Here is a 21,619-nt window from a genome sequence, read left to right as displayed (position 1 = left end):
AGGAATGCGTCATCAAACCTTAATACGGCTCTGGTATTCCGCTGGTTTTTTTGATGCGGCGCATTATAAAGTAAAGCCACTTTGATGCCCACTGAGTCCTTGGTCGTATGTCGACAATTTTTGTGGGAAACATCATGCTCCACAAACCTTCAGCAGCCATCAAACATATTGTTGTACTGACGGGCGCGGGTATTTCCGCTGAGTCAGGAATTCCTACCTTTCGCGCCGCAGATGGCTTATGGGAGAACGAGCCTGTAGAGCTGGTGGCGACTCCTCAGGGGTTTGCTCATGACCCTGCCCGCGTGCACCGGTTCTATAACGCCCGGCGTGCTCACCTGCAACGACCTGAAGTGCAACCAAATGTTGCGCATCTGGCATTGGCCAGACTGCAGCGTGAATTTCATGGAATAGTCACGCTTGTTACGCAGAACGTTGACAATTTGCATGAACGTGCGGGGTCACAACAGGTTCTTCATATGCACGGTGAGTTGAACTCGATTCGATGCGTGCACAGTGGACGACGATTCTTCTATACCAGCGACCTTGATACAGATAGTTGCTGTGCCTGTTGTCAGCGATCAGCTACGTTACGCCCCGATATTGTCTGGTTTGGCGAGATGCCAATGCATATGGATGACATCTATAACGCACTTGCACAGGCTGACCTTTTTGTCTCTATCGGGACTTCCGGGCATGTTTATCCGGCAGCGGGGTTTGTTGAGGAGGCCAGAGCGACGGGAGCCAGGACGCTGGAGCTGAATCTGGAGCCAAGCAAGAATCACCACGCTTTTGATGATGGAGCCTATGGGCCCGCATCGAGGGTAGTGCCAGACTGGGTTACTGCTGTCCTGCAGGCAGGCTGAGTGTTATTGCGTGAGTAGGGTCTCAGTCGTAAACGTATTCAGAGTTTCAGTTTCAAGTGACATACATATAAAGGGTGCAGAGGCACCAGATAGCAATTAGGAGACGCTATGTCGTGGGATTCTCCCTCCGTCAAATCTGGAATGGTGGAGTTGATAGTCAGTGATCTGCTGTCCGCCACTATTTTGAAAAAAGCCATGCTGCCGTTTGTGGTTGGCTTCGTTGTAGCACTGTGCGCACTGATGTGGGCCGGCCTGTTCGTGTTTAGCTGGGGCAGTGGCATGCTGACAGGGGGGGAGTCATCCGTGGATGGCCTCATTCAGCATGTACAGCAGTGGTTAGATGGCGTTCCTCTTATTGGTGTGGCGCTTGCGCTGGTGGCTAAAGCGATATTGGGGATGCTGTTTTCTTTTCTCGGCGTATTCATGCTGGGAGAGGGCATGATTCTTGTTGCTATGTTGATTACTGCCTTCCTGACTCCAGGCATTGTCAAACACATTCACAACAAGCACTACGCTGATGTCCCATTGCAGCAACACGGTGGTCTGGTCGAGTCGATAGTTAAGGTGCTGCTCAAAACCTGTGCTCTGGCCGCTGTAATGGTATTTTCCTTGCCAATACTGTGGATTCCGTTAATCAATATTGTCTGGTTCAAAGTCATTTTTTATGCCTATTTTCGTAGCCTGCTGGCGCAGGATGTGGGCGAAAATACGCTCGATGAGATGACGTTCAAACAGGTTAATCGCTGGTCAAACATGCCGCTGTTCTGGCTAAGTGCAGTGGCGTATTGCCTGAGCTTTCTGCCTTTTATCAACCTGTTCGTCCCGATAATAGGTGTGGTTGCGTTGACTCACCTCTTTCTGCAGCACGGCCAGCGTCATCGCTGGCAGGGTGATATGTTTGAGAATCTCCGCGATGGGCGTAGCGGTCCTCCAGCGGCGCGCTGACATCTTCTCAACTCTCTGATTTTGCTTGCCTTTACTGCATCATGGGGGCATTAATTCAGTGGTGGTATGTCGGCAGTGGACTGATGCCGGTCACTGTAGCTTTGTAATGCTGCCGACAGCTTAAGCCTGAAGACCGATCCGGTGGCTCGGTCATGTGTTTTTAAGGGGGCTATATGCTGGATAAAGTTGTTCAGAATAAAGTGGCTAAGGCAATTGTTACCCCTGAAGGTGACATGGATGTGCTCTCTCTGGCTGAGGTTCAGCGCCTGCAGGACATCAGTGATGGTGGCCTGCATAAAATCTTCCGTCAGTGCTGTCTGGCAGTCCTCAACTGCGGCAGTAACATGGATGACGCAGAGGAAGTGCTGAGCAGCTTTGCTGATTTTGATGTACACGTCGTTCAGCAATATCGTGGCTTGAAACTAGAAATTGATAACGCGCCCGCCAGTGCATTCGTTGACGGCGAAATGATTGTGGGGATCCGCGACAACCTGTTCTCGGTGCTGCGTGATATCGTTTATATCCATGGTGAATTGTTGGGTAACTGCGCCCTGGATCTCTCCAATTCTGAAGGTATCACCAACGCGGTATTCCACATTCTGCGCCATGCCAATGTGCTGCGTCCAAGGATCAAGCCTGACACGGTAGTGTGTTGGGGTGGTCATTCCATCAATAGTTATGAGTATCAGTACACCAAAAAGGTGGGGTATGAACTGGGCCTGCGCCACCTGAATATTTGTACCGGGTGTGGTCCGGGTGCGATGAAGGGGCCGATGAAAGGAGCAAACATTGCACATGCCAAGCAGCGTGTCAGTGATGGTCGTTACATCGGTATAACCGAGCCGGGCATTATTGCTGCCGAGTCCCCCAATCCTATCGTTAATCAGCTGGTTATCATGCCGGATATCGAAAAGCGTCTGGAGGCGTTTGTTCGTCTGGGGCACGGTATTATCGTGTTCCCGGGGGGGGTGGGAACAGCAGAGGAGATTCTTTATCTGCTTGGTATCCTGTTACATCCCCGCAATGCAGATCTGCCGTATCCGCTGGTGTTTACCGGTCCGGCAAGTGCTGCTTCTTATTTCGGTCTGATTGATGAGTTTATTGCTGAAACGCTCGGGGAGGAGGCTCGTTCTCGCTATCAGATCATCATTGATGATCCCGCTGCTGCAGCGCGGGCAATGAAACAGGGCATGGAAAAGGTCACCGCATTTCGCAAGCTGCATAGTGACGCATATCATTTCAACTGGGTGCTGCACGTTGATGATCATTTCCAGCAGCCATTTGAACCTTCCCACGAAAACATGGCCAGTCTGAATCTGCACCTGGGGCAGGAGCCCTGGAAGCTGGCTGCCAACCTGCGCAGGGCGATGTCTGGTATCGTTGCCGGTAATGTAAAGGCCAACGGAATTCAGGCTATCAAGCAGCATGGTCCTTATCACATCAGCGGTGACACCGGCTTGATGCAACGCCTTGATGCGTTGCTTGAAGCCTTTGTTGAAGAAAAACGCATGAAAATCAACGCGTCACGTTACGTCCCCTGTTATCGGGTAATCCGATAACTTCACAATGTGGAATAATTGCACGGCCATCCAGATAGCCGGACCAGTGTGGTCCGGCCTGGGTTCCATGTTTCTCTCCAGAGCCTGCCTGATATTTCTGTTCAATCTCTTCGCTTTAAGTTCGTGATTGGGTACTTAAGTACCTTGTTGCCAGGAATGGATTGGTCTTTTATTGATCCAATTCATTTCAAACTGTGTTCAAGCACGGGAGATAGTCATGGCAACTGCAATCGGTCGGGTTACATCCCTGGTGGGTCAGGTTACGGCGAAAGATGTCAATGGACAGGTTCGTACGTTAGCCTTGGGCGACACCATTTACGCTGATGATCAGGTACAGACCGGAGACGGCTCGTCTCTGGTTATTACCTTCGCGGATGGATCTCGTACCGCATTGGGTGCCAATGATGTAGCCCTGCTTGATAGTACTGTTTCTCCTTCCGGTGGTGATCAGGATGCGAGCCAGAATCCTGCTGATCTGGCTGCGGGAACAACACCCGAAAGTGCTACCAGTGTAGATGCGATCCAGCAAGCGATTCTGGCCGGTGTTGACCCGACTCAGGTGCTTGAAGCGACTGCCGCAGGTGGTGCTCCAGGTGCGGGTGGTGCAGGTCCCGACGGTGGTGGCTTCACTGTTGTAAGTATTGATCGTATCGGGCTGGAGTCAGAGCCCACAGCAGGTTTTGATACCACCGGGCCGACCAACGCTACGGCTGGTACTGAAGATGATGTTATTCCGCTGTTGCCGGTGTCTGTATCCATTTCTGGTCCTGATTCCGTCCAGGAATCGGACGGTACCGTCACCTTTACATTGACGCTGGATAACCCCAGCACCACTGACCTGACTATTGTTGTGCAGTTAGGTTCCTCTTCCGATACGGCGACCGGCGAAGGTGTAGACTACAGCCAGCCCGGCGTAACGACCGTCACCGTTGTAATCCCTGCTGGCAGTACAACCGGTACCTTCACTGTGCCCATCACCGATGACAACATCAGTGAAGGGGCTGAAACACTGACGGTCACCGTGATCTCTGTGGATGGCGGTGCGCAGATTTCTGATAACGGCAGCTTCACCACAAATATCGTCGATAACGACAACATCACCGTCTCTGTGACTGCGGTGCAACCACAGGCCACTGAACCTGCAGCTGATGGCAGCCAGACCAATGCAGTATTCACTATTGATCTGAGCAACCCAAGTGCTACAGATACCACCATGACTGTCAATGTGACGCCGAGTGGTACGAATGGCATTGAGCAGGGGGATGTTCAATCCATCACGGTCAACGTTAGCGGCACGGATTACACCCTGACCTGGGACAGTAATAGCGGCTCTTTCACTGGCAGTATTACAATCCCGGCTGGTACGACCAGTGCCGAGCTCACCATCGTTGCGGCGGATGACAATGTTTACGAAGGCGTGGAAGGCTACACTGTCAGCGTGACGGATGCGCAGACCAACGGCCAGTCCCTGAACGACGCCAGTGCTGACGGTACCATTGCCGATGAAGACGGTGATGTGCCTCAGGGCGGCGATATTCCCACCGTCTCGGTCACTGCCGTACAACCGCAGGCCACTGAACCTGCCGATGATGGCAGTCAGACCAATGCGGTATTCACTATTGATCTGAGCAATCCCAGCGAATACGCCACTACTATGACCGTCAGTGTTGCCCCCAGTGCGACCGACGGTATTGAGCAGAATGACGTACAGACCATTACGGTCAGCGTCGATGGCACCGACTACACCCTGACCTGGGACAGTAACGCTGGCGCCTTCACTGGCGATGTCACTCTTCCAGCGGGTACTACTACTGCTGAGCTCACCATCGTTGCGGCAGATGACAATGTTTACGAAGGCGTTGAAGGTTTCACTGTCAGCGTGACGGATGCGCAGACCAACGGCCAGTCCCTGAACGACGCCAGTGCTGACGGTACCATTGCCGATGAAGATGGTGATGTGCCTCAGGGCGGCGATATTCCCACCGTCTCGGTCACTGCCGTACAACCGCAGGCCACCGAACCGGCGGCCGATGGCAGCCAGACCAATGCCGTGTTCAGCATTGACCTGAGCAACCCCAGCGAATACGCCACTACTATGACCGTCAGTGTTGCCCCCAGTGCGACCGACGGTATTGAGCAGAATGACGTACAGACCATTACGGTCAGCGTCGATGGCACCGACTACACCCTGACCTGGGACAGTAACGCTGGCGCCTTCACTGGCGATGTCACTCTTCCAGCGGGTACTACTACTGCTGAGCTCACCATCGTTGCGGCAGATGACAATGTTTACGAAGGCGTTGAAGGTTTCACTGTCAGCGTGACGGATGCGCAGACCAACGGCCAGTCCCTGAACGACGCCAGTGCTGACGGTACCATTGCCGATGAAGATGGTGATGTGCCTCAGGGCGGCGATATTCCCACCGTCTCGGTCACTGCCGTACAACCGCAGGCCACCGAACCGGCGGCCGATGGCAGCCAGACCAATGCCGTGTTCAGCATTGACCTGAGCAACCCCAGCGAATACGCCACTACTATGACCGTCAGTGTTGCCCCCAGTGCGACCGACGGTATTGAGCAGAATGACGTACAGACCATTACGGTCAGCGTCGATGGCACCGACTACACCCTGACCTGGGACAGTAACGCTGGCGCCTTCACTGGCGATGTCACTCTTCCAGCGGGTACTACTACTGCTGAACTCACCATCGTTGCGGCGGATGACAGTATTTACGAAGGCGTGGAAGGCTTCACTGTCAGCGTGACGGATGCCCAGACCAACGGCCAGTCGCTGAACGATGCCAGTGCTGACGGTACCATTGCCGATGAAGACGGTGATGTGCCTCAGGGCGGCGATATTCCCACCGTCTCGGTCACTGCCGTACAACCGCAGGCCACTGAACCTGCCGATGATGGCAGCCAGACCAATGCCGTGTTCAGCATTGACCTGAGCAACCCCAGCGAATACGCCACTACTATGACCGTCAGTGTTGCCCCCAGTGCGACCGACGGTATTGAGCAGAATGACGTACAGACCATTACGGTCAGCGTCGATGGCACCGACTACACCCTGACCTGGGACAGCAGTGCCGGCGCCTACACCGGCGACGTCACCTTCGCGGCGGGCACCACCAGTGCCGCACTGACCCTGGTGGCGGCCGATGACGCCACCTACGAAGGCGTGGAAGGCTTCACCGTCAGCGTCAGCAACGCCCAGACCAACGGTCAGGCGCTGAACGACGCCAGTGCCGACGGCTCCATTGCCGACGACCGGGCACCGGATCAGCCGCCGAGCGAGCCGCCCTATGGCGACCTGCCCAGCGTCAGCGTCACCGCCGTGGTGGCGCAGGCCACCGAACCGGCGGCCGATGGCAGCCAGACCAATGCCGTGTTCAGCATTGACCTGAGCAACCCCAGCGAATACGCCACCACCATGACCGTCAGCGTGGCCCCGGGCAGCAGCGGCAACCCCATCGAAGAAGGCGATGTGCAGACCATCACGGTCAGCGTCGATGGCACCGACTACACCCTGACCTGGGACAGCAGTGCCGGCGCCTACACCGGCGACGTCACCTTCGCGGCGGGCACCACCAGTGCCGCACTGACCCTGGTGGCGGCCGATGACGCCACCTACGAAGGCGTGGAAGGCTTCACCGTCAGCGTCAGCAACGCCCAGACCAACGGTCAGGCGCTGAACGACGCCAGTGCCGACGGCTCCATTGCCGACGACCGGGCGCCCGATCAGCCGCCGAGCGAGCCGCCCTATGGCGACCTGCCCAGCGTCAGCGTCACCGCCGTGGTGGCGCAGGCCACCGAACCGGCGGCCGATGGCAGCCAGACCAATGCCGTGTTCAGCATTGACCTGAGCAACCCCAGCGAATACGCCACCACCATGACCGTCAGCGTGGCCCCGGGCAGCAGCGGCAACCCCATCGAAGAAGGCGATGTGCAGACCATCACGGTCAGCGTCGATGGCACCGACTACACCCTGACCTGGGACAGCAGTGCCGGCGCCTACACCGGCGACGTCACCTTCGCGGCGGGCACCACCAGTGCCGCACTGACCCTGGTGGCGGCCGATGACGCCACCTACGAAGGCGTGGAAGGCTTCACCGTCAGCGTCAGCAACGCCCAGACCAACGGTCAGGCGCTGAACGACGCCAGTGCCGACGGCTCCATTGCCGACGACCGGGCGCCCGATCAGCCGCCGAGCGAGCCGCCCTATGGCGACCTGCCCAGCGTCAGCGTCACCGCCGTGGTGGCGCAGGCCACCGAACCGGCGGCCGATGGCAGCCAGACCAATGCCGTGTTCAGCATTGACCTGAGCAACCCCAGCGAATACGCCACCACCATGACCGTCAGCGTGGCCCCGGGCAGCAGCGGCAACCCCATCGAAGAAGGCGATGTGCAGACCATCACGGTCAGCGTCGATGGCACCGACTACACCCTGACCTGGGACAGCAGTGCCGGCGCCTACACCGGCGACGTCACCTTCGCGGCGGGCACCACCAGTGCCGCACTGACCCTGGTGGCGGCCGATGACGCCACCTACGAAGGCGTGGAAGGCTTCACCGTCAGCGTCAGCAACGCCCAGACCAACGGTCAGGCGCTGAACGACGCCAGTGCCGACGGCTCCATTGCCGACGACCGGGCGCCCGATCAGCCGCCGAGCGAGCCGCCCTATGGCGACCTGCCCAGCGTCAGCGTCACCGCCGTGGTGGCGCAGGCCACCGAACCGGCGGCCGATGGCAGCCAGACCAATGCCGTGTTCAGCATTGACCTGAGCAACCCCAGCGAATACGCCACCACCATGACCGTCAGCGTGGCCCCGGGCAGCAGCGGCAACCCCATCGAAGAAGGCGATGTGCAGACCATCACGGTCAGCGTCGATGGCACCGACTACACCCTGACCTGGGACAGCAGTGCCGGCGCCTACACCGGCGACGTCACCTTCGCGGCGGGCACCACCAGTGCCGCACTGACCCTGGTGGCGGCCGATGACGCCACCTACGAAGGCGTGGAAGGCTTCACCGTCAGCGTCAGCAACGCCCAGACCAACGGTCAGGCGCTGAACGACGCCAGTGCCGACGGCTCCATTGCCGACGACCGGGCGCCCGATCAGCCGCCGAGCGAGCCGCCCTATGGCGACCTGCCCAGCGTCAGCGTCACCGCCGTGGTGGCGCAGGCCACCGAACCGGCGGCCGATGGCAGCCAGACCAATGCCGTGTTCAGCATTGACCTGAGCAACCCCAGCGAATACGCCACCACCATGACCGTCAGCGTGGCCCCGGGCAGCAGCGGCAACCCCATCGAAGAAGGCGATGTGCAGACCATCACGGTCAGCGTTGATGGCACCGACTACACCCTGACCTGGGACAGCAGTGCCGGCGCCTACACCGGCGACGTCACCTTCGCGGCGGGCACCACCAGTGCCGCACTGACCCTGGTGGCGGCCGATGACGCCACCTACGAAGGCGTGGAAGGCTTCACCGTCAGCGTCAGCAACGCCCAGACCAACGGTCAGGCGCTGAACGACGCCAGTGCCGACGGCTCCATTGCCGACGACCGGGCACCGGATCAGCCGCCGAGCGAGCCGCCCTATGGCGACCTGCCCAGCGTCAGCGTCACCGCCGTGGTGGCGCAGGCCACCGAACCGGCGGCCGATGGCAGCCAGACCAATGCCGTGTTCAGCATTGACCTGAGCAACCCCAGCGAATACGCCACCACCATGACCGTCAGCGTGGCCCCGGGCAGCAGCGGCAACCCCATCGAAGAAGGCGATGTGCAGACCATCACGGTCAGCGTCGATGGCACCGACTACACCCTGACCTGGGACAGCAGTGCCGGCGCCTACACCGGCGACGTCACCTTCGCGGCGGGCACCACCAGTGCCGCACTGACCCTGGTGGCGGCCGATGACGCCACCTACGAAGGCGTGGAAGGCTTCACCGTCAGCGTCAGCAACGCCCAGACCAACGGTCAGGCGCTGAACGACGCCAGTGCCGACGGCTCCATTGCCGACGACCGGGCGCCCGATCAGCCGCCGAGCGAGCCGCCCTATGGCGACCTGCCCAGCGTCAGCGTCACCGCCGTGGTGGCGCAGGCCACCGAACCGGCGGCCGATGGCAGCCAGACCAATGCCGTGTTCAGCATTGACCTGAGCAACCCCAGCGAATACGCCACCACCATGACCGTCAGCGTGGCCCCGGGCAGCAGCGGCAACCCCATCGAAGAAGGCGATGTGCAGACCATCACGGTCAGCGTCGATGGCACCGACTACACCCTGACCTGGGACAGCAGTGCCGGCGCCTACACCGGCGACGTCACCTTCGCGGCGGGCACCACCAGTGCCGCACTGACCCTGGTGGCGGCCGATGACGCCACCTACGAAGGCGTGGAAGGCTTCACCGTCAGCGTCAGCAACGCCCAGACCAACGGTCAGGCGCTGAACGACGCCAGTGCCGACGGCTCCATTGCCGACGACCGGGCGCCCGATCAGCCGCCGAGCGAGCCGCCCTATGGCGACCTGCCCAGCGTCAGCGTCACCGCCGTGGTGGCGCAGGCCACCGAACCTGCCGATGATGGCAGTCAGACCAATGCGGTATTCACTATTGATCTGAGCAACCCCAGCGAATACGCCACTACTATGACCGTCAGTGTTGCCCCCAGTGCGACCGACGGTATTGAGCAGAATGACGTACAGACCATTACGGTCAGCGTCGATGGCACCGACTACACCCTGACCTGGGACAGCAGTGCCGGCGCCTACACCGGCGACGTCACCTTCGCGGCGGGCACCACCAGTGCCGCACTGACCCTGGTGGCGGCCGATGACGCCACCTACGAAGGCGTGGAAGGCTTCACCGTCAGCGTCAGCAACGCCCAGACCAACGGTCAGGCGCTGAACGACGCCAGTGCCGACGGCTCCATTGCCGACGACCGGGCGCCCGATCAGCCGCCGAGCGAGCCGCCCTATGGCGACCTGCCCAGCGTCAGCGTCACCGCCGTGGTGGCGCAGGCCACCGAACCGGCGGCCGATGGCAGCCAGACCAATGCCGTGTTCAGCATTGACCTGAGCAACCCCAGCGAATACGCCACCACCATGACCGTCAGCGTGGCCCCGGGCAGCAGCGGCAACCCCATCGAAGAAGGCGATGTGCAGACCATCACGGTCAGCGTTGATGGCACCGACTACACCCTGACCTGGGACAGCAGTGCCGGCGCCTACACCGGCGACGTCACCTTCGCGGCGGGCACCACCAGTGCCGCACTGACCCTGGTGGCGGCCGATGACGCCACCTACGAAGGCGTGGAAGGCTTCACCGTCAGCGTCAGCAACGCCCAGACCAACGGTCAGGCGCTGAACGACGCCAGTGCCGACGGCTCCATTGCCGACGACCGGGCGCCCGATCAGCCGCCGAGCGAGCCGCCCTATGGCGACCTGCCCAGCGTCAGCGTCACCGCCGTGGTGGCGCAGGCCACCGAACCGGCGGCCGATGGCAGCCAGACCAATGCCGTGTTCAGCATTGACCTGAGCAACCCCAGCGAATACGCCACCACCATGACCGTCAGCGTGGCCCCGGGCAGCAGCGGCAACCCCATCGAAGAAGGCGATGTGCAGACCATCACGGTCAGCGTCGATGGCACCGACTACACCCTGACCTGGGACAGCAGTGCCGGCGCCTACACCGGCGACGTCACCTTCGCGGCGGGCACCACCAGTGCCGCACTGACCCTGGTGGCGGCCGATGACGCCACCTACGAAGGCGTGGAAGGCTTCACCGTCAGCGTCAGCAACGCCCAGACCAACGGTCAGGCGCTGAACGACGCCAGTGCCGACGGCTCCATTGCCGACGACCGGGCGCCCGATCAGCCGCCGAGCGAGCCGCCCTATGGCGACCTGCCCAGCGTCAGCGTCACCGCCGTGGTGGCGCAGGCCACCGAACCGGCGGCCGATGGCAGCCAGACCAATGCCGTGTTCAGCATTGACCTGAGCAACCCCAGCGAATACGCCACCACCATGACCGTCAGCGTGGCCCCGGGCAGCAGCGGCAACCCCATCGAAGAAGGCGATGTGCAGACCATCACGGTCAGCGTCGATGGCACCGACTACACCCTGACCTGGGACAGCAGTGCCGGCGCCTACACCGGCGACGTCACCTTCGCGGCGGGCACCACCAGTGCCGCACTGACCCTGGTGGCGGCCGATGACGCCACCTACGAAGGCGTGGAAGGCTTCACCGTCAGCGTCAGCAACGCCCAGACCAACGGTCAGGCGCTGAACGACGCCAGTGCCGACGGCTCCATTGCCGACGACCGGGCGCCCGATCAGCCGCCGAGCGAGCCGCCCTATGGCGACCTGCCCAGCGTCAGCGTCACCGCCGTGGTGGCGCAGGCCACCGAACCTGCCGATGATGGCAGTCAGACCAATGCGGTATTCACTATTGATCTGAGCAACCCCAGCGAATACGCCACTACTATGACCGTCAGTGTTGCCCCCAGTGCGACCGACGGTATTGAGCAGAATGACGTACAGACCATTACGGTCAGCGTCGATGGCACCGACTACACCCTGACCTGGGACAGCAGTGCCGGCGCCTACACCGGCGACGTCACCTTCGCGGCGGGCACCACCAGTGCCGCACTGACCCTGGTGGCGGCCGATGACGCCACCTACGAAGGCGTGGAAGGCTTCACCGTCAGCGTCAGCAACGCCCAGACCAACGGTCAGGCGCTGAACGACGCCAGTGCCGACGGCTCCATTGCCGACGACCGGGCGCCCGATCAGCCGCCGAGCGAGCCGCCCTATGGCGACCTGCCCAGCGTCAGCGTCACCGCCGTGGTGGCGCAGGCCACCGAACCGGCGGCCGATGGCAGCCAGACCAATGCCGTGTTCAGCATTGACCTGAGCAACCCCAGCGAATACGCCACCACCATGACCGTCAGCGTGGCCCCGGGCAGCAGCGGCAACCCCATCGAAGAAGGCGATGTGCAGACCATCACGGTCAGCGTCGATGGCACCGACTACACCCTGACCTGGGACAGCAGTGCCGGCGCCTACACCGGCGACGTCACCTTCGCGGCGGGCACCACCAGTGCCGCACTGACCCTGGTGGCGGCCGATGACGCCACCTACGAAGGCGTGGAAGGCTTCACCGTCAGCGTCAGCAACGCCCAGACCAACGGTCAGGCGCTGAACGACGCCAGTGCCGACGGCTCCATTGCCGACGACCGGGCGCCCGATCAGCCGCCGAGCGAGCCGCCCTATGGCGACCTGCCCAGCGTCAGCGTCACCGCCGTGGTGGCGCAGGCCACCGAACCGGCGGCCGATGGCAGCCAGACCAATGCCGTGTTCAGCATTGACCTGAGCAACCCCAGCGAATACGCCACCACCATGACCGTCAGCGTGGCCCCGGGCAGCAGCGGCAACCCCATCGAAGAAGGCGATGTGCAGACCATCACGGTCAGCGTTGATGGCACCGACTACACCCTGACCTGGGACAGCAGTGCCGGCGCCTACACCGGCGACGTCACCTTCGCGGCGGGCACCACCAGTGCCGCACTGACCCTGGTGGCGGCCGATGACGCCACCTACGAAGGCGTGGAAGGCTTCACCGTCAGCGTCAGCAACGCCCAGACCAACGGTCAGGCGCTGAACGACGCCAGTGCCGACGGCTCCATTGCCGACGACCGGGCACCGGATCAGCCGCCGAGCGAGCCGCCCTATGGCGACCTGCCCAGCGTCAGCGTCACCGCCGTGGTGGCGCAGGCCACCGAACCGGCGGCCGATGGCAGCCAGACCAATGCCGTGTTCAGCATTGACCTGAGCAACCCCAGCGAATACGCCACCACCATGACCGTCAGCGTGGCCCCGGGCAGCAGCGGCAACCCCATCGAAGAAGGCGATGTGCAGACCATCACGGTCAGCGTCGATGGCACCGACTACACCCTGACCTGGGACAGCAGTGCCGGCGCCTACACCGGCGACGTCACCTTCGCGGCGGGCACCACCAGTGCCGCACTGACCCTGGTGGCGGCCGATGACGCCACCTACGAAGGCGTGGAAGGCTTCACCGTCAGCGTCAGCAACGCCCAGACCAACGGTCAGGCGCTGAACGACGCCAGTGCCGACGGCTCCATTGCCGACGACCGGGCGCCCGATCAGCCGCCGAGCGAGCCGCCCTATGGCGACCTGCCCAGCGTCAGCGTCACCGCCGTGGTGGCGCAGGCCACCGAACCGGCGGCCGATGGCAGCCAGACCAATGCCGTGTTCAGCATTGACCTGAGCAACCCCAGCGAATACGCCACCACCATGACCGTCAGCGTGGCCCCGGGCAGCAGCGGCAACCCCATCGAAGAAGGCGATGTGCAGACCATCACGGTCAGCGTCGATGGCACCGACTACACCCTGACCTGGGACAGCAGTGCCGGCGCCTACACCGGCGACGTCACCTTCGCGGCGGGCACCACCAGTGCCGCACTGACCCTGGTGGCGGCCGATGACGCCACCTACGAAGGCGTGGAAGGCTTCACCGTCAGCGTCAGCAACGCCCAGACCAACGGTCAGGCGCTGAACGACGCCAGTGCCGACGGCTCCATTGCCGACGACCGGGCGCCCGATCAGCCGCCGAGCGAGCCGCCCTATGGCGACCTGCCCAGCGTCAGCGTCACCGCCGTGGTGGCGCAGGCCACCGAACCGGCGGCCGATGGCAGCCAGACCAATGCCGTGTTCAGCATTGACCTGAGCAACCCCAGCGAATACGCCACCACCATGACCGTCAGCGTGGCCCCGGGCAGCAGCGGCAACCCCATCGAAGAAGGCGATGTGCAGACCATCACGGTCAGCGTCGATGGCACCGACTACACCCTGACCTGGGACAGCAGTGCCGGCGCCTACACCGGCGACGTCACCTTCGCGGCGGGCACCACCAGTGCCGCACTGACCCTGGTGGCGGCCGATGACGCCACCTACGAAGGCGTGGAAGGCTTCACCGTCAGCGTCAGCAACGCCCAGACCAACGGTCAGGCGCTGAACGACGCCAGTGCCGACGGCTCCATTGCCGACGACCGGGCGCCCGATCAGCCGCCGAGCGAGCCGCCCTATGGCGACCTGCCCAGCGTCAGCGTCACCGCCGTGGTGGCGCAGGCCACCGAACCGGCGGCCGATGGCAGCCAGACCAATGCCGTGTTCAGCATTGACCTGAGCAACCCCAGCGAATACGCCACCACCATGACCGTCAGCGTGGCCCCGGGCAGCAGCGGCAACCCCATCGAAGAAGGCGATGTGCAGACCATCACGGTCAGCGTCGATGGCACCGACTACACCCTGACCTGGGACAGCAGTGCCGGCGCCTACACCGGCGACGTCACCTTCGCGGCGGGCACCACCAGTGCCGCACTGACCCTGGTGGCGGCCGATGACGCCACCTACGAAGGCGTGGAAGGCTTCACCGTCAGCGTCAGCAACGCCCAGACCAACGGTCAGGCGCTGAACGACGCCAGTGCCGACGGCTCCATTGCCGACGACCGGGCGCCCGATCAGCCGCCGAGCGAGCCGCCCTATGGCGACCTGCCCAGCGTCAGCGTCACCGCCGTGGTGGCGCAGGCCACCGAACCGGCGGCCGATGGCAGCCAGACCAATGCCGTGTTCAGCATTGACCTGAGCAACCCCAGCGAATACGCCACCACCATGACCGTCAGCGTGGCCCCGGGCAGCAGCGGCAACCCCATCGAAGAAGGCGATGTGCAGACCATCACGGTCAGCGTTGATGGCACCGACTACACCCTGACCTGGGACAGCAGTGCCGGCGCCTACACCGGCGACGTCACCTTCGCGGCGGGCACCACCAGTGCCGAACTGACCCTGGTGGCGGCCGATGACGCCACCTACGAAGGCGTGGAAGGCTTCACCGTCAGCGTCAGCAACGCCCAGACCAACGGTCAGGCGCTGAACGACGCCAGTGCCGACGGCTCCATTGCCGACGACCGGGCACCGGATCAGCCGCCGAGCGAGCCGCCCTATGGCGACCTGCCCAGCGTCAGCGTCACCGCCGTGGTGGCGCAGGCCACCGAACCGGCGGCCGATGGCAGCCAGACCAATGCCGTGTTCAGCATTGACCTGAGCAACCCCAGCGAATACGCCACCACCATGACCGTCAGCGTGGCCCCGGGCAGCAGCGGCAACCCCATCGAAGAAGGCGATGTGCAGACCATCACGGTCAGCGTTGATGGCACCGACTACACCCTGACCTGGGACAGCAGTGCCGGCGCCTACACCGGCGACGTCACCTTCGCGGCGGGCACCACCAGTGCCGCACTGACCCTGGTGGCGGCCGATGACGCCACCTACGAAGGCGTGGAAGGCTTCACCGTCAGCGTCAGCAACGCCCAGACCAACGGTCAGGCGCTGAACGACGCCAGTGCCGACGGCTCCATTGCCGACGACCGGGCGCCCGATCAGCCGCCGAGCGAGCCGCCCTATGGCGACCTGCCCAGCGTCAGCGTCACCGCCGTGGTGGCGCAGGCCACCGAACCGGCGGCCGATGGCAGCCAGACCAATGCCGTGTTCAGCATTGACCTGAGCAACCCCAGCGAATACGCCACCACCATGACCGTCAGCGTGGCCCCGGGCAGCAGCGGCAACCCCATCGAAGAAGGCGATGTGCAGACCATCACGGTCAGCGTCGATGGCACCGACTACACCCTGACCTGGGACAGCAGTGCCGGCGCCTACACCGGCGACGTCACCTTCGCGGCGGGCACCACCAGTGCCGCACTGACCCTGGTGGCGGCCGATGACGCCACCTACGAAGGCGTGGAAGGCTTCACCGTCAGCGTCAGCAACGCCCAGACCAACGGTCAGGCGCTGAACGACGCCAGTGCCGACGGCTCCATTGCCGACGACCGGGCGCCCGATCAGCCGCCGAGCGAGCCGCCCTATGGCGACCTGCCCAGCGTCAGCGTCACCGCCGTGGTGGCGCAGGCCACCGAACCGGCGGCCGATGGCAGCCAGACCAATGCCGTGTTCAGCATTGACCTGAGCAACCCCAGCGAATACGCCACCACCATGACCGTCAGCGTGGCCCCGGGCAGCAGCGGCAACCCCATCGAAGAAGGCGATGTGCAGACCATCACGGTCAGCGTCGATGGCACCGACTACACCCTGACCTGGGACAGCAGTGCCGGCGCCTACACCGGCGACGTCACCTTCGCGGCGGGCACCACCAGTGCCGCACTGACCCTGGTGGCGGCCGATGACGCCACCTACGAAGGCGTGGAAGGCTTCACCGTCAGCGTCAGCAACGCCCAGACCAACGGTCAGGCGCTGAACGACGCCAGTGCCGACGGCTCCATTGCCGACGACCGGGCGCCCGATCAGCCGCCGAGCGAGCCGCCCTATGGCGACCTGCCCAGCGTCAGCGTCACCGCCGTGGTGGCGCAGGCCACCGAACCTGCCGATGATGGCAGTCAGACCAATGCGGTATTCACTATTGATCTGAGCAACCCCAGCGAATACGCCACTACTATGACCGTCAGTGTTGCCCCCAGTGCGACCGACGGTATTGAGCAGAATGACGTACAGACCATTACGGTCAGCGTCGATGGCACCGACTACACCCTGACCTGGGACAGCAGTGCCGGCGCCTACACCGGCGACGTCACCTTCGCGGCGGGCACCACCAGTGCCGCACTGACCCTGGTGGCGGCCGATGACGCCACCTACGAAGGCGTGGAAGGCTTCACCGTCAGCGTCAGCAACGCCCAGACCAACGGTCAGGCGCTGAACGACGCCAGTGCCGACGGCTCCATTGCCGACGACCGGGCGCCCGATCAGCCGCCGAGCGAGCCGCCCTATGGCGACCTGCCCAGCGTCAGCGTCACCGCCGTGGTGGCGCAGGCCACCGAACCGGCGGCCGATGGCAGCCAGACCAATGCCGTGTTCAGCATTGACCTGAGCAACCCCAGCGAATACGCCACCACCATGACCGTCAGCGTGGCCCCGGGCAGCAGCGGCAACCCCATCGAAGAAGGCGATGTGCAGACCATCACGGTCAGCGTCGATGGCACCGACTACACCCTGACCTGGGACAGCAGTGCCGGCGCCTACACCGGCGACGTCACCTTCGCGGCGGGCACCACCAGTGCCGCACTGACCCTGGTGGCGGCCGATGACGCCACCTACGAAGGCGTGGAAGGCTTCACCGTCAGCGTCAGCAACGCCCAGACCAACGGTCAGGCGCTGAACGACGCCAGTGCCGACGGCTCCATTGCCGACGACCGGGCGCCCGATCAGCCGCCGAGCGAGCCGCCCTATGGCGACCTGCCCAGCGTCAGCGTCACCGCCGTGGTGGCGCAGGCCACCGAACCGGCGGCCGATGGCAGCCAGACCAATGCCGTGTTCAGCATTGACCTGAGCAACCCCAGCGAATACGCCACCACCATGACCGTCAGCGTGGCCCCGGGCAGCAGCGGCAACCCCATCGAAGAAGGCGATGTGCAGACCATCACGGTCAGCGTTGATGGCACCGACTACACCCTGACCTGGGACAGCAGTGCCGGCGCCTACACCGGCGACGTCACCTTCGCGGCGGGCACCACCAGTGCCGAACTGACCCTGGTGGCGGCCGATGATGACACCTACGAGAACATTGAGAGTTTTGTAGTCAATGTCACCAATGCCCAGACCAATGGCGAAGCACTCAATGATGCCAGCGCAGACGGTTCCATCGCTGATGAAGATGGTGATGAGCCAGGAGATCACGAAGGGGATGTGCCGGTACTGGATGTTGCTGCTGTAGTCGACACAGCGGTCGAAGGTGGGCAGGATGCCAGCTTCACGGTCACTCTGAGTAACCCGAGTGAGTACGAAACCACCATGACTATCAGTGTGGCTCCTGGGTCGACTGATCCGATTGAGGAGGGTGATGTTCAGACCATTACGGTGGATGTGAACGGAACGGATACCATACTGGTCTGGGACAGCAGTCTTGGCGCATTTACTGGTGATATCACCATGGCTGCGGGGCAAACAGAGGCAACCCTTACTTTAGTGGCTGCGGATGATGATCTGTATGAGAAGTTGGAGAACTTCGTTGTTACCGCGAGCAATGCCCAGACCAATGGCCAGGCTATTAACAGTGATAGCGCTGATGGCAAGATTCGCAGCAATGACATGCCAATGTTGGTCGCAGCTGCAGCAATCGTCTCCGAAGAGGGGCTGGTCGATGGTATCAAGGACAATGTCGGTAATGTCGACACGACCGACAGCGCTGAGGACTCTGGCAACGTTGGCCTTGCTAATGCCAGTGTTGCCGACTTTACATTCAGCCTGAGCGCTCCTACTGATACCCTGACGTCTGATGGTACTGCGCTGAGCTGGAGCCTCTCTGGTGATGGCCATACGCTCACGGGCAGTGCTAACGGTGCTGATATCGTTGTAGTGACTATCGATGACAACGGCGACTACGACGTCAAACTGACGGGGCACCTTGATCACGCGGATACAACCAGTGAAGACAACCTGTCATTCAATGTGGGGGTCGCGGCTACGGATGGCACTGCAACAGCCAACTCCACTATCACTGTAACCGTAGAGGATGACTCGCCCGTCGCTACTGCCCATCAGCTGACCGCGTCTGTCACTACTGGTGATGTCAATCTCATGATCGTGTTGGATATGTCGTTGAGTATGAACGACGATCCGGGCGTGGCGGGTTATGCCAGTACCCTTGCACTGGCCAAGGCTGCCATCAATGATCTTCTGACTTATTACGGTGAAAATGCCAATAACGTCAAAGTCTCCATTGTGACCTTTGATTCTGACTCGCAGCAGCAGGGAACGGCATGGATGGATCTGTTGACGGCCAAGTCAATTGTGGACGGGTTAACGGCAGAAGGCGGTACTGACTATGATGCTGCTATTGCGGCTTTACAGTCTCTGGTGAACTCGAATACGAGTGGCATGATTGAGGGTGCCAGCAACATTCTCTACTTCATCTCTGATGGTGTGCCGAACGAGGACAACGGTACCGGATCGCTTGGTCTGGATGCTACTGAGCAAGCTGCATGGCAGACCTTCCTCGCCGACAACAGCATTACGGCTTATGCCATTGGGCTGGGCAGTGCCGCAAGCAGTGATTATCTGGATGCCATTTCTTATGACGGTGCGACGGCAACAGATAGCAGTGCCATCATCGTCACTGACCTGTCACAGCTTTCTGGCGTGCTTCAGTCTACTGTTGTAGTGGAAACGGCCACCGGAACAACTGATGGCTCTGGTTTTGGTGCAGACGGTGGTCATATTCAGTCGATCGGGTATGACGGTGTCACCTACACTTATGATGTTGCGACTAATGCTGTGACAACCAGTGACGGCAGTGATGTTGATTTCGATACTGCTACGACGACACTTTCAATCGATACGGAGCACGGTACGCTGGTGGTCAATCTGGTCAGCGGTAGCTACTCCTATACCCCAGACAGTGAGCAGGATGCGCTGCAATCTCAGGAAAACTTCACCTACACCCTGATCGACAATGATGGCGATACGTCCAGCTCTACCCTTACAGTCACTATCAACGCCAACCAGTCTGAGCTCTATGTGGGTGATAATGACGACAATACTAAAACGTCTACCTTAGGCAGCGATGTATTGATTGGCGATGTTGCCGGGGTTGTCGTCACTCCGGGAGAAGCGCCAAACTATAACGTATCCCTGATACTTGATATTTCAGGAAGTATGGTGGGGGATCGCCTGACAAATCTAAAAGAGGCGGTAAATACTCTGCTGTCGCAGCTAGCGGATTTTGAAGGCACCATCAATCTGCAAATTGTCGCATTCAACGGTAGCGCAACAACTGTCTATAGCATTGATGGCTTTGATTCGAACGAATTGTCGGATGCTCAGACTGCAGTGAGTGCGCTGACGGCTGATGGTACTACCAACTATGAGGCTGCGTTCAATGCAGCCAGTGATTGGTTCAGTACAGAAACAAGTGCTGGCTATGACAGTGGGGCCGACTACAGCAATATCTCCTTCTTCCTGTCTGATGGTGAGCCACGAAGTTACTATGACGACAGTGGTAAGTTGCAATATAGCGACAGTGTTGGCTACACCGAAGGCTTGGAGGCCTATAACAATCTTGTCAGCAATAATCAGGTTACTGTCAGTGCCATTGGTCTAAATATTGACCCTGACAGCACGTTTGGTCAGCAACTGACCAATTTTGATAGTGATGGTAACCCTGATTACGTTGAAGATTCTGCGGATGCTGATGCTTTGACAGCTGCACTGCAGGGGGCTTTGGATGATCTGACTGAAGTACCATTAGGTAATGACACCCTGGTTGGTACCGCCGGTAATGACGTCATCTTCGGTGATACCGTCAACTCCGACAGTCTCAGTTGGGATGGTTATGCGGCGGGTACTCATGACGGACTTGGTTACACAGGCCTGCTTGAGTATCTGACCCAGCTCAACGGAGGTACTACACCTACTGATGCCGAGATCCGTAACTACATCATCAACAATGCTGATGCGCTAAATGATGACACTGATACTCGTGGTGGCAATGACATCCTGATTGGCGGTGATGGCGATGATCTGATCTTCGGCCAGGGCGGCGATGATCAGATCACCGGTGGAGCAGGGGATGACATCATGCATGGTGGCCAGGGACAAGACACCTTCATATGGCTATCGGGAGATCAGGGCGCTGTCGGAGATCCTGCCAGCGACGTGGTTGCTGACTTCCACATCGCAACCAGTAGCTCGGATAGCAATGCTGATGTACTGGATCTGTCGGATATGCTGCCAGATACATCAGGACAGGATCTAAGCAACTACCTGCACTTTGAGACAGACTCCAGTAGCGGCTCTACCGACACTGTTCTCTATGTCAGTACATCTGGTCAGTTTACTTCGGGTGATCACAGTCAGGCTGATCAGGTCATTACCCTTAAAGGTGTTGATCTGTCATCTTCAGGCAGCAGCGATACTGAGATCATCAATAATCTGATCAACAGTCATCAGCTGGTGGTGGATCACAGCTAACGTGTGATGTAAGTCCAAACAAAAAGCCCATGCTCTGCATGGGCTTTTTTGTGCCTGCCGGAAACATAAAGCAGTCAGACTCGTTCTTTATATTTGGAGGCGAATAGTGGGATCGGTGTACTACACTTCAAAATCATAGGGACTTCTTAAGTTTTTATTCAGAGTTCCGTTAACTCATTTTGTAATCATGTGTTTACTTG

General features: G+C 60.7%; 4 protein-coding genes. All 4 read left to right on the top strand.

The genetic code is table 11. The features are described from left to right. The first annotated feature begins 134 nt into the window (after window positions 1-134). Entirely contained in the window at window positions 135-863 is a 729-nt protein-coding gene (cobB, locus tag QCD60_RS03390; RefSeq protein WP_279782408.1) for a Sir2 family NAD+-dependent deacetylase, read from the top strand. Between the two features lie 108 nt (window positions 864-971). Continuing rightward, a complete protein-coding gene (locus tag QCD60_RS03385) occupies window positions 972-1,808 on the top strand; it encodes an EI24 domain-containing protein (protein ID WP_279782406.1) in 837 nt (278 codons plus the stop codon). A 173-nt stretch (window positions 1,809-1,981) separates the two neighbouring features. Next, window positions 1,982-3,367 carry a nucleotide 5'-monophosphate nucleosidase PpnN gene (gene ppnN, locus QCD60_RS03380; protein WP_279782404.1) on the top strand — a complete coding sequence of 462 codons (1,386 nt, stop codon included), beginning with the start codon at window positions 1,982-1,984 and terminating at the stop codon, window positions 3,365-3,367. A 217-nt stretch (window positions 3,368-3,584) separates the two neighbouring features. Continuing rightward, the gene (locus QCD60_RS03375) at window positions 3,585-21,419 is read left to right on the top strand and encodes a Calx-beta domain-containing protein (protein ID WP_279782402.1); all 17,835 of its coding nucleotides are present in this window, start codon (window positions 3,585-3,587) and stop codon (window positions 21,417-21,419) included. Window positions 21,420-21,619: the final 200 nt, after the last annotated feature.

Origin of the sequence: Pokkaliibacter sp. MBI-7, assembly GCF_029846635.1 — a bacterium.
Lineage (GTDB): Bacteria > Pseudomonadota > Gammaproteobacteria > Pseudomonadales > Balneatricaceae > Pokkaliibacter.
This window is presented reverse-complemented; position numbering and strand designations above follow the sequence as displayed.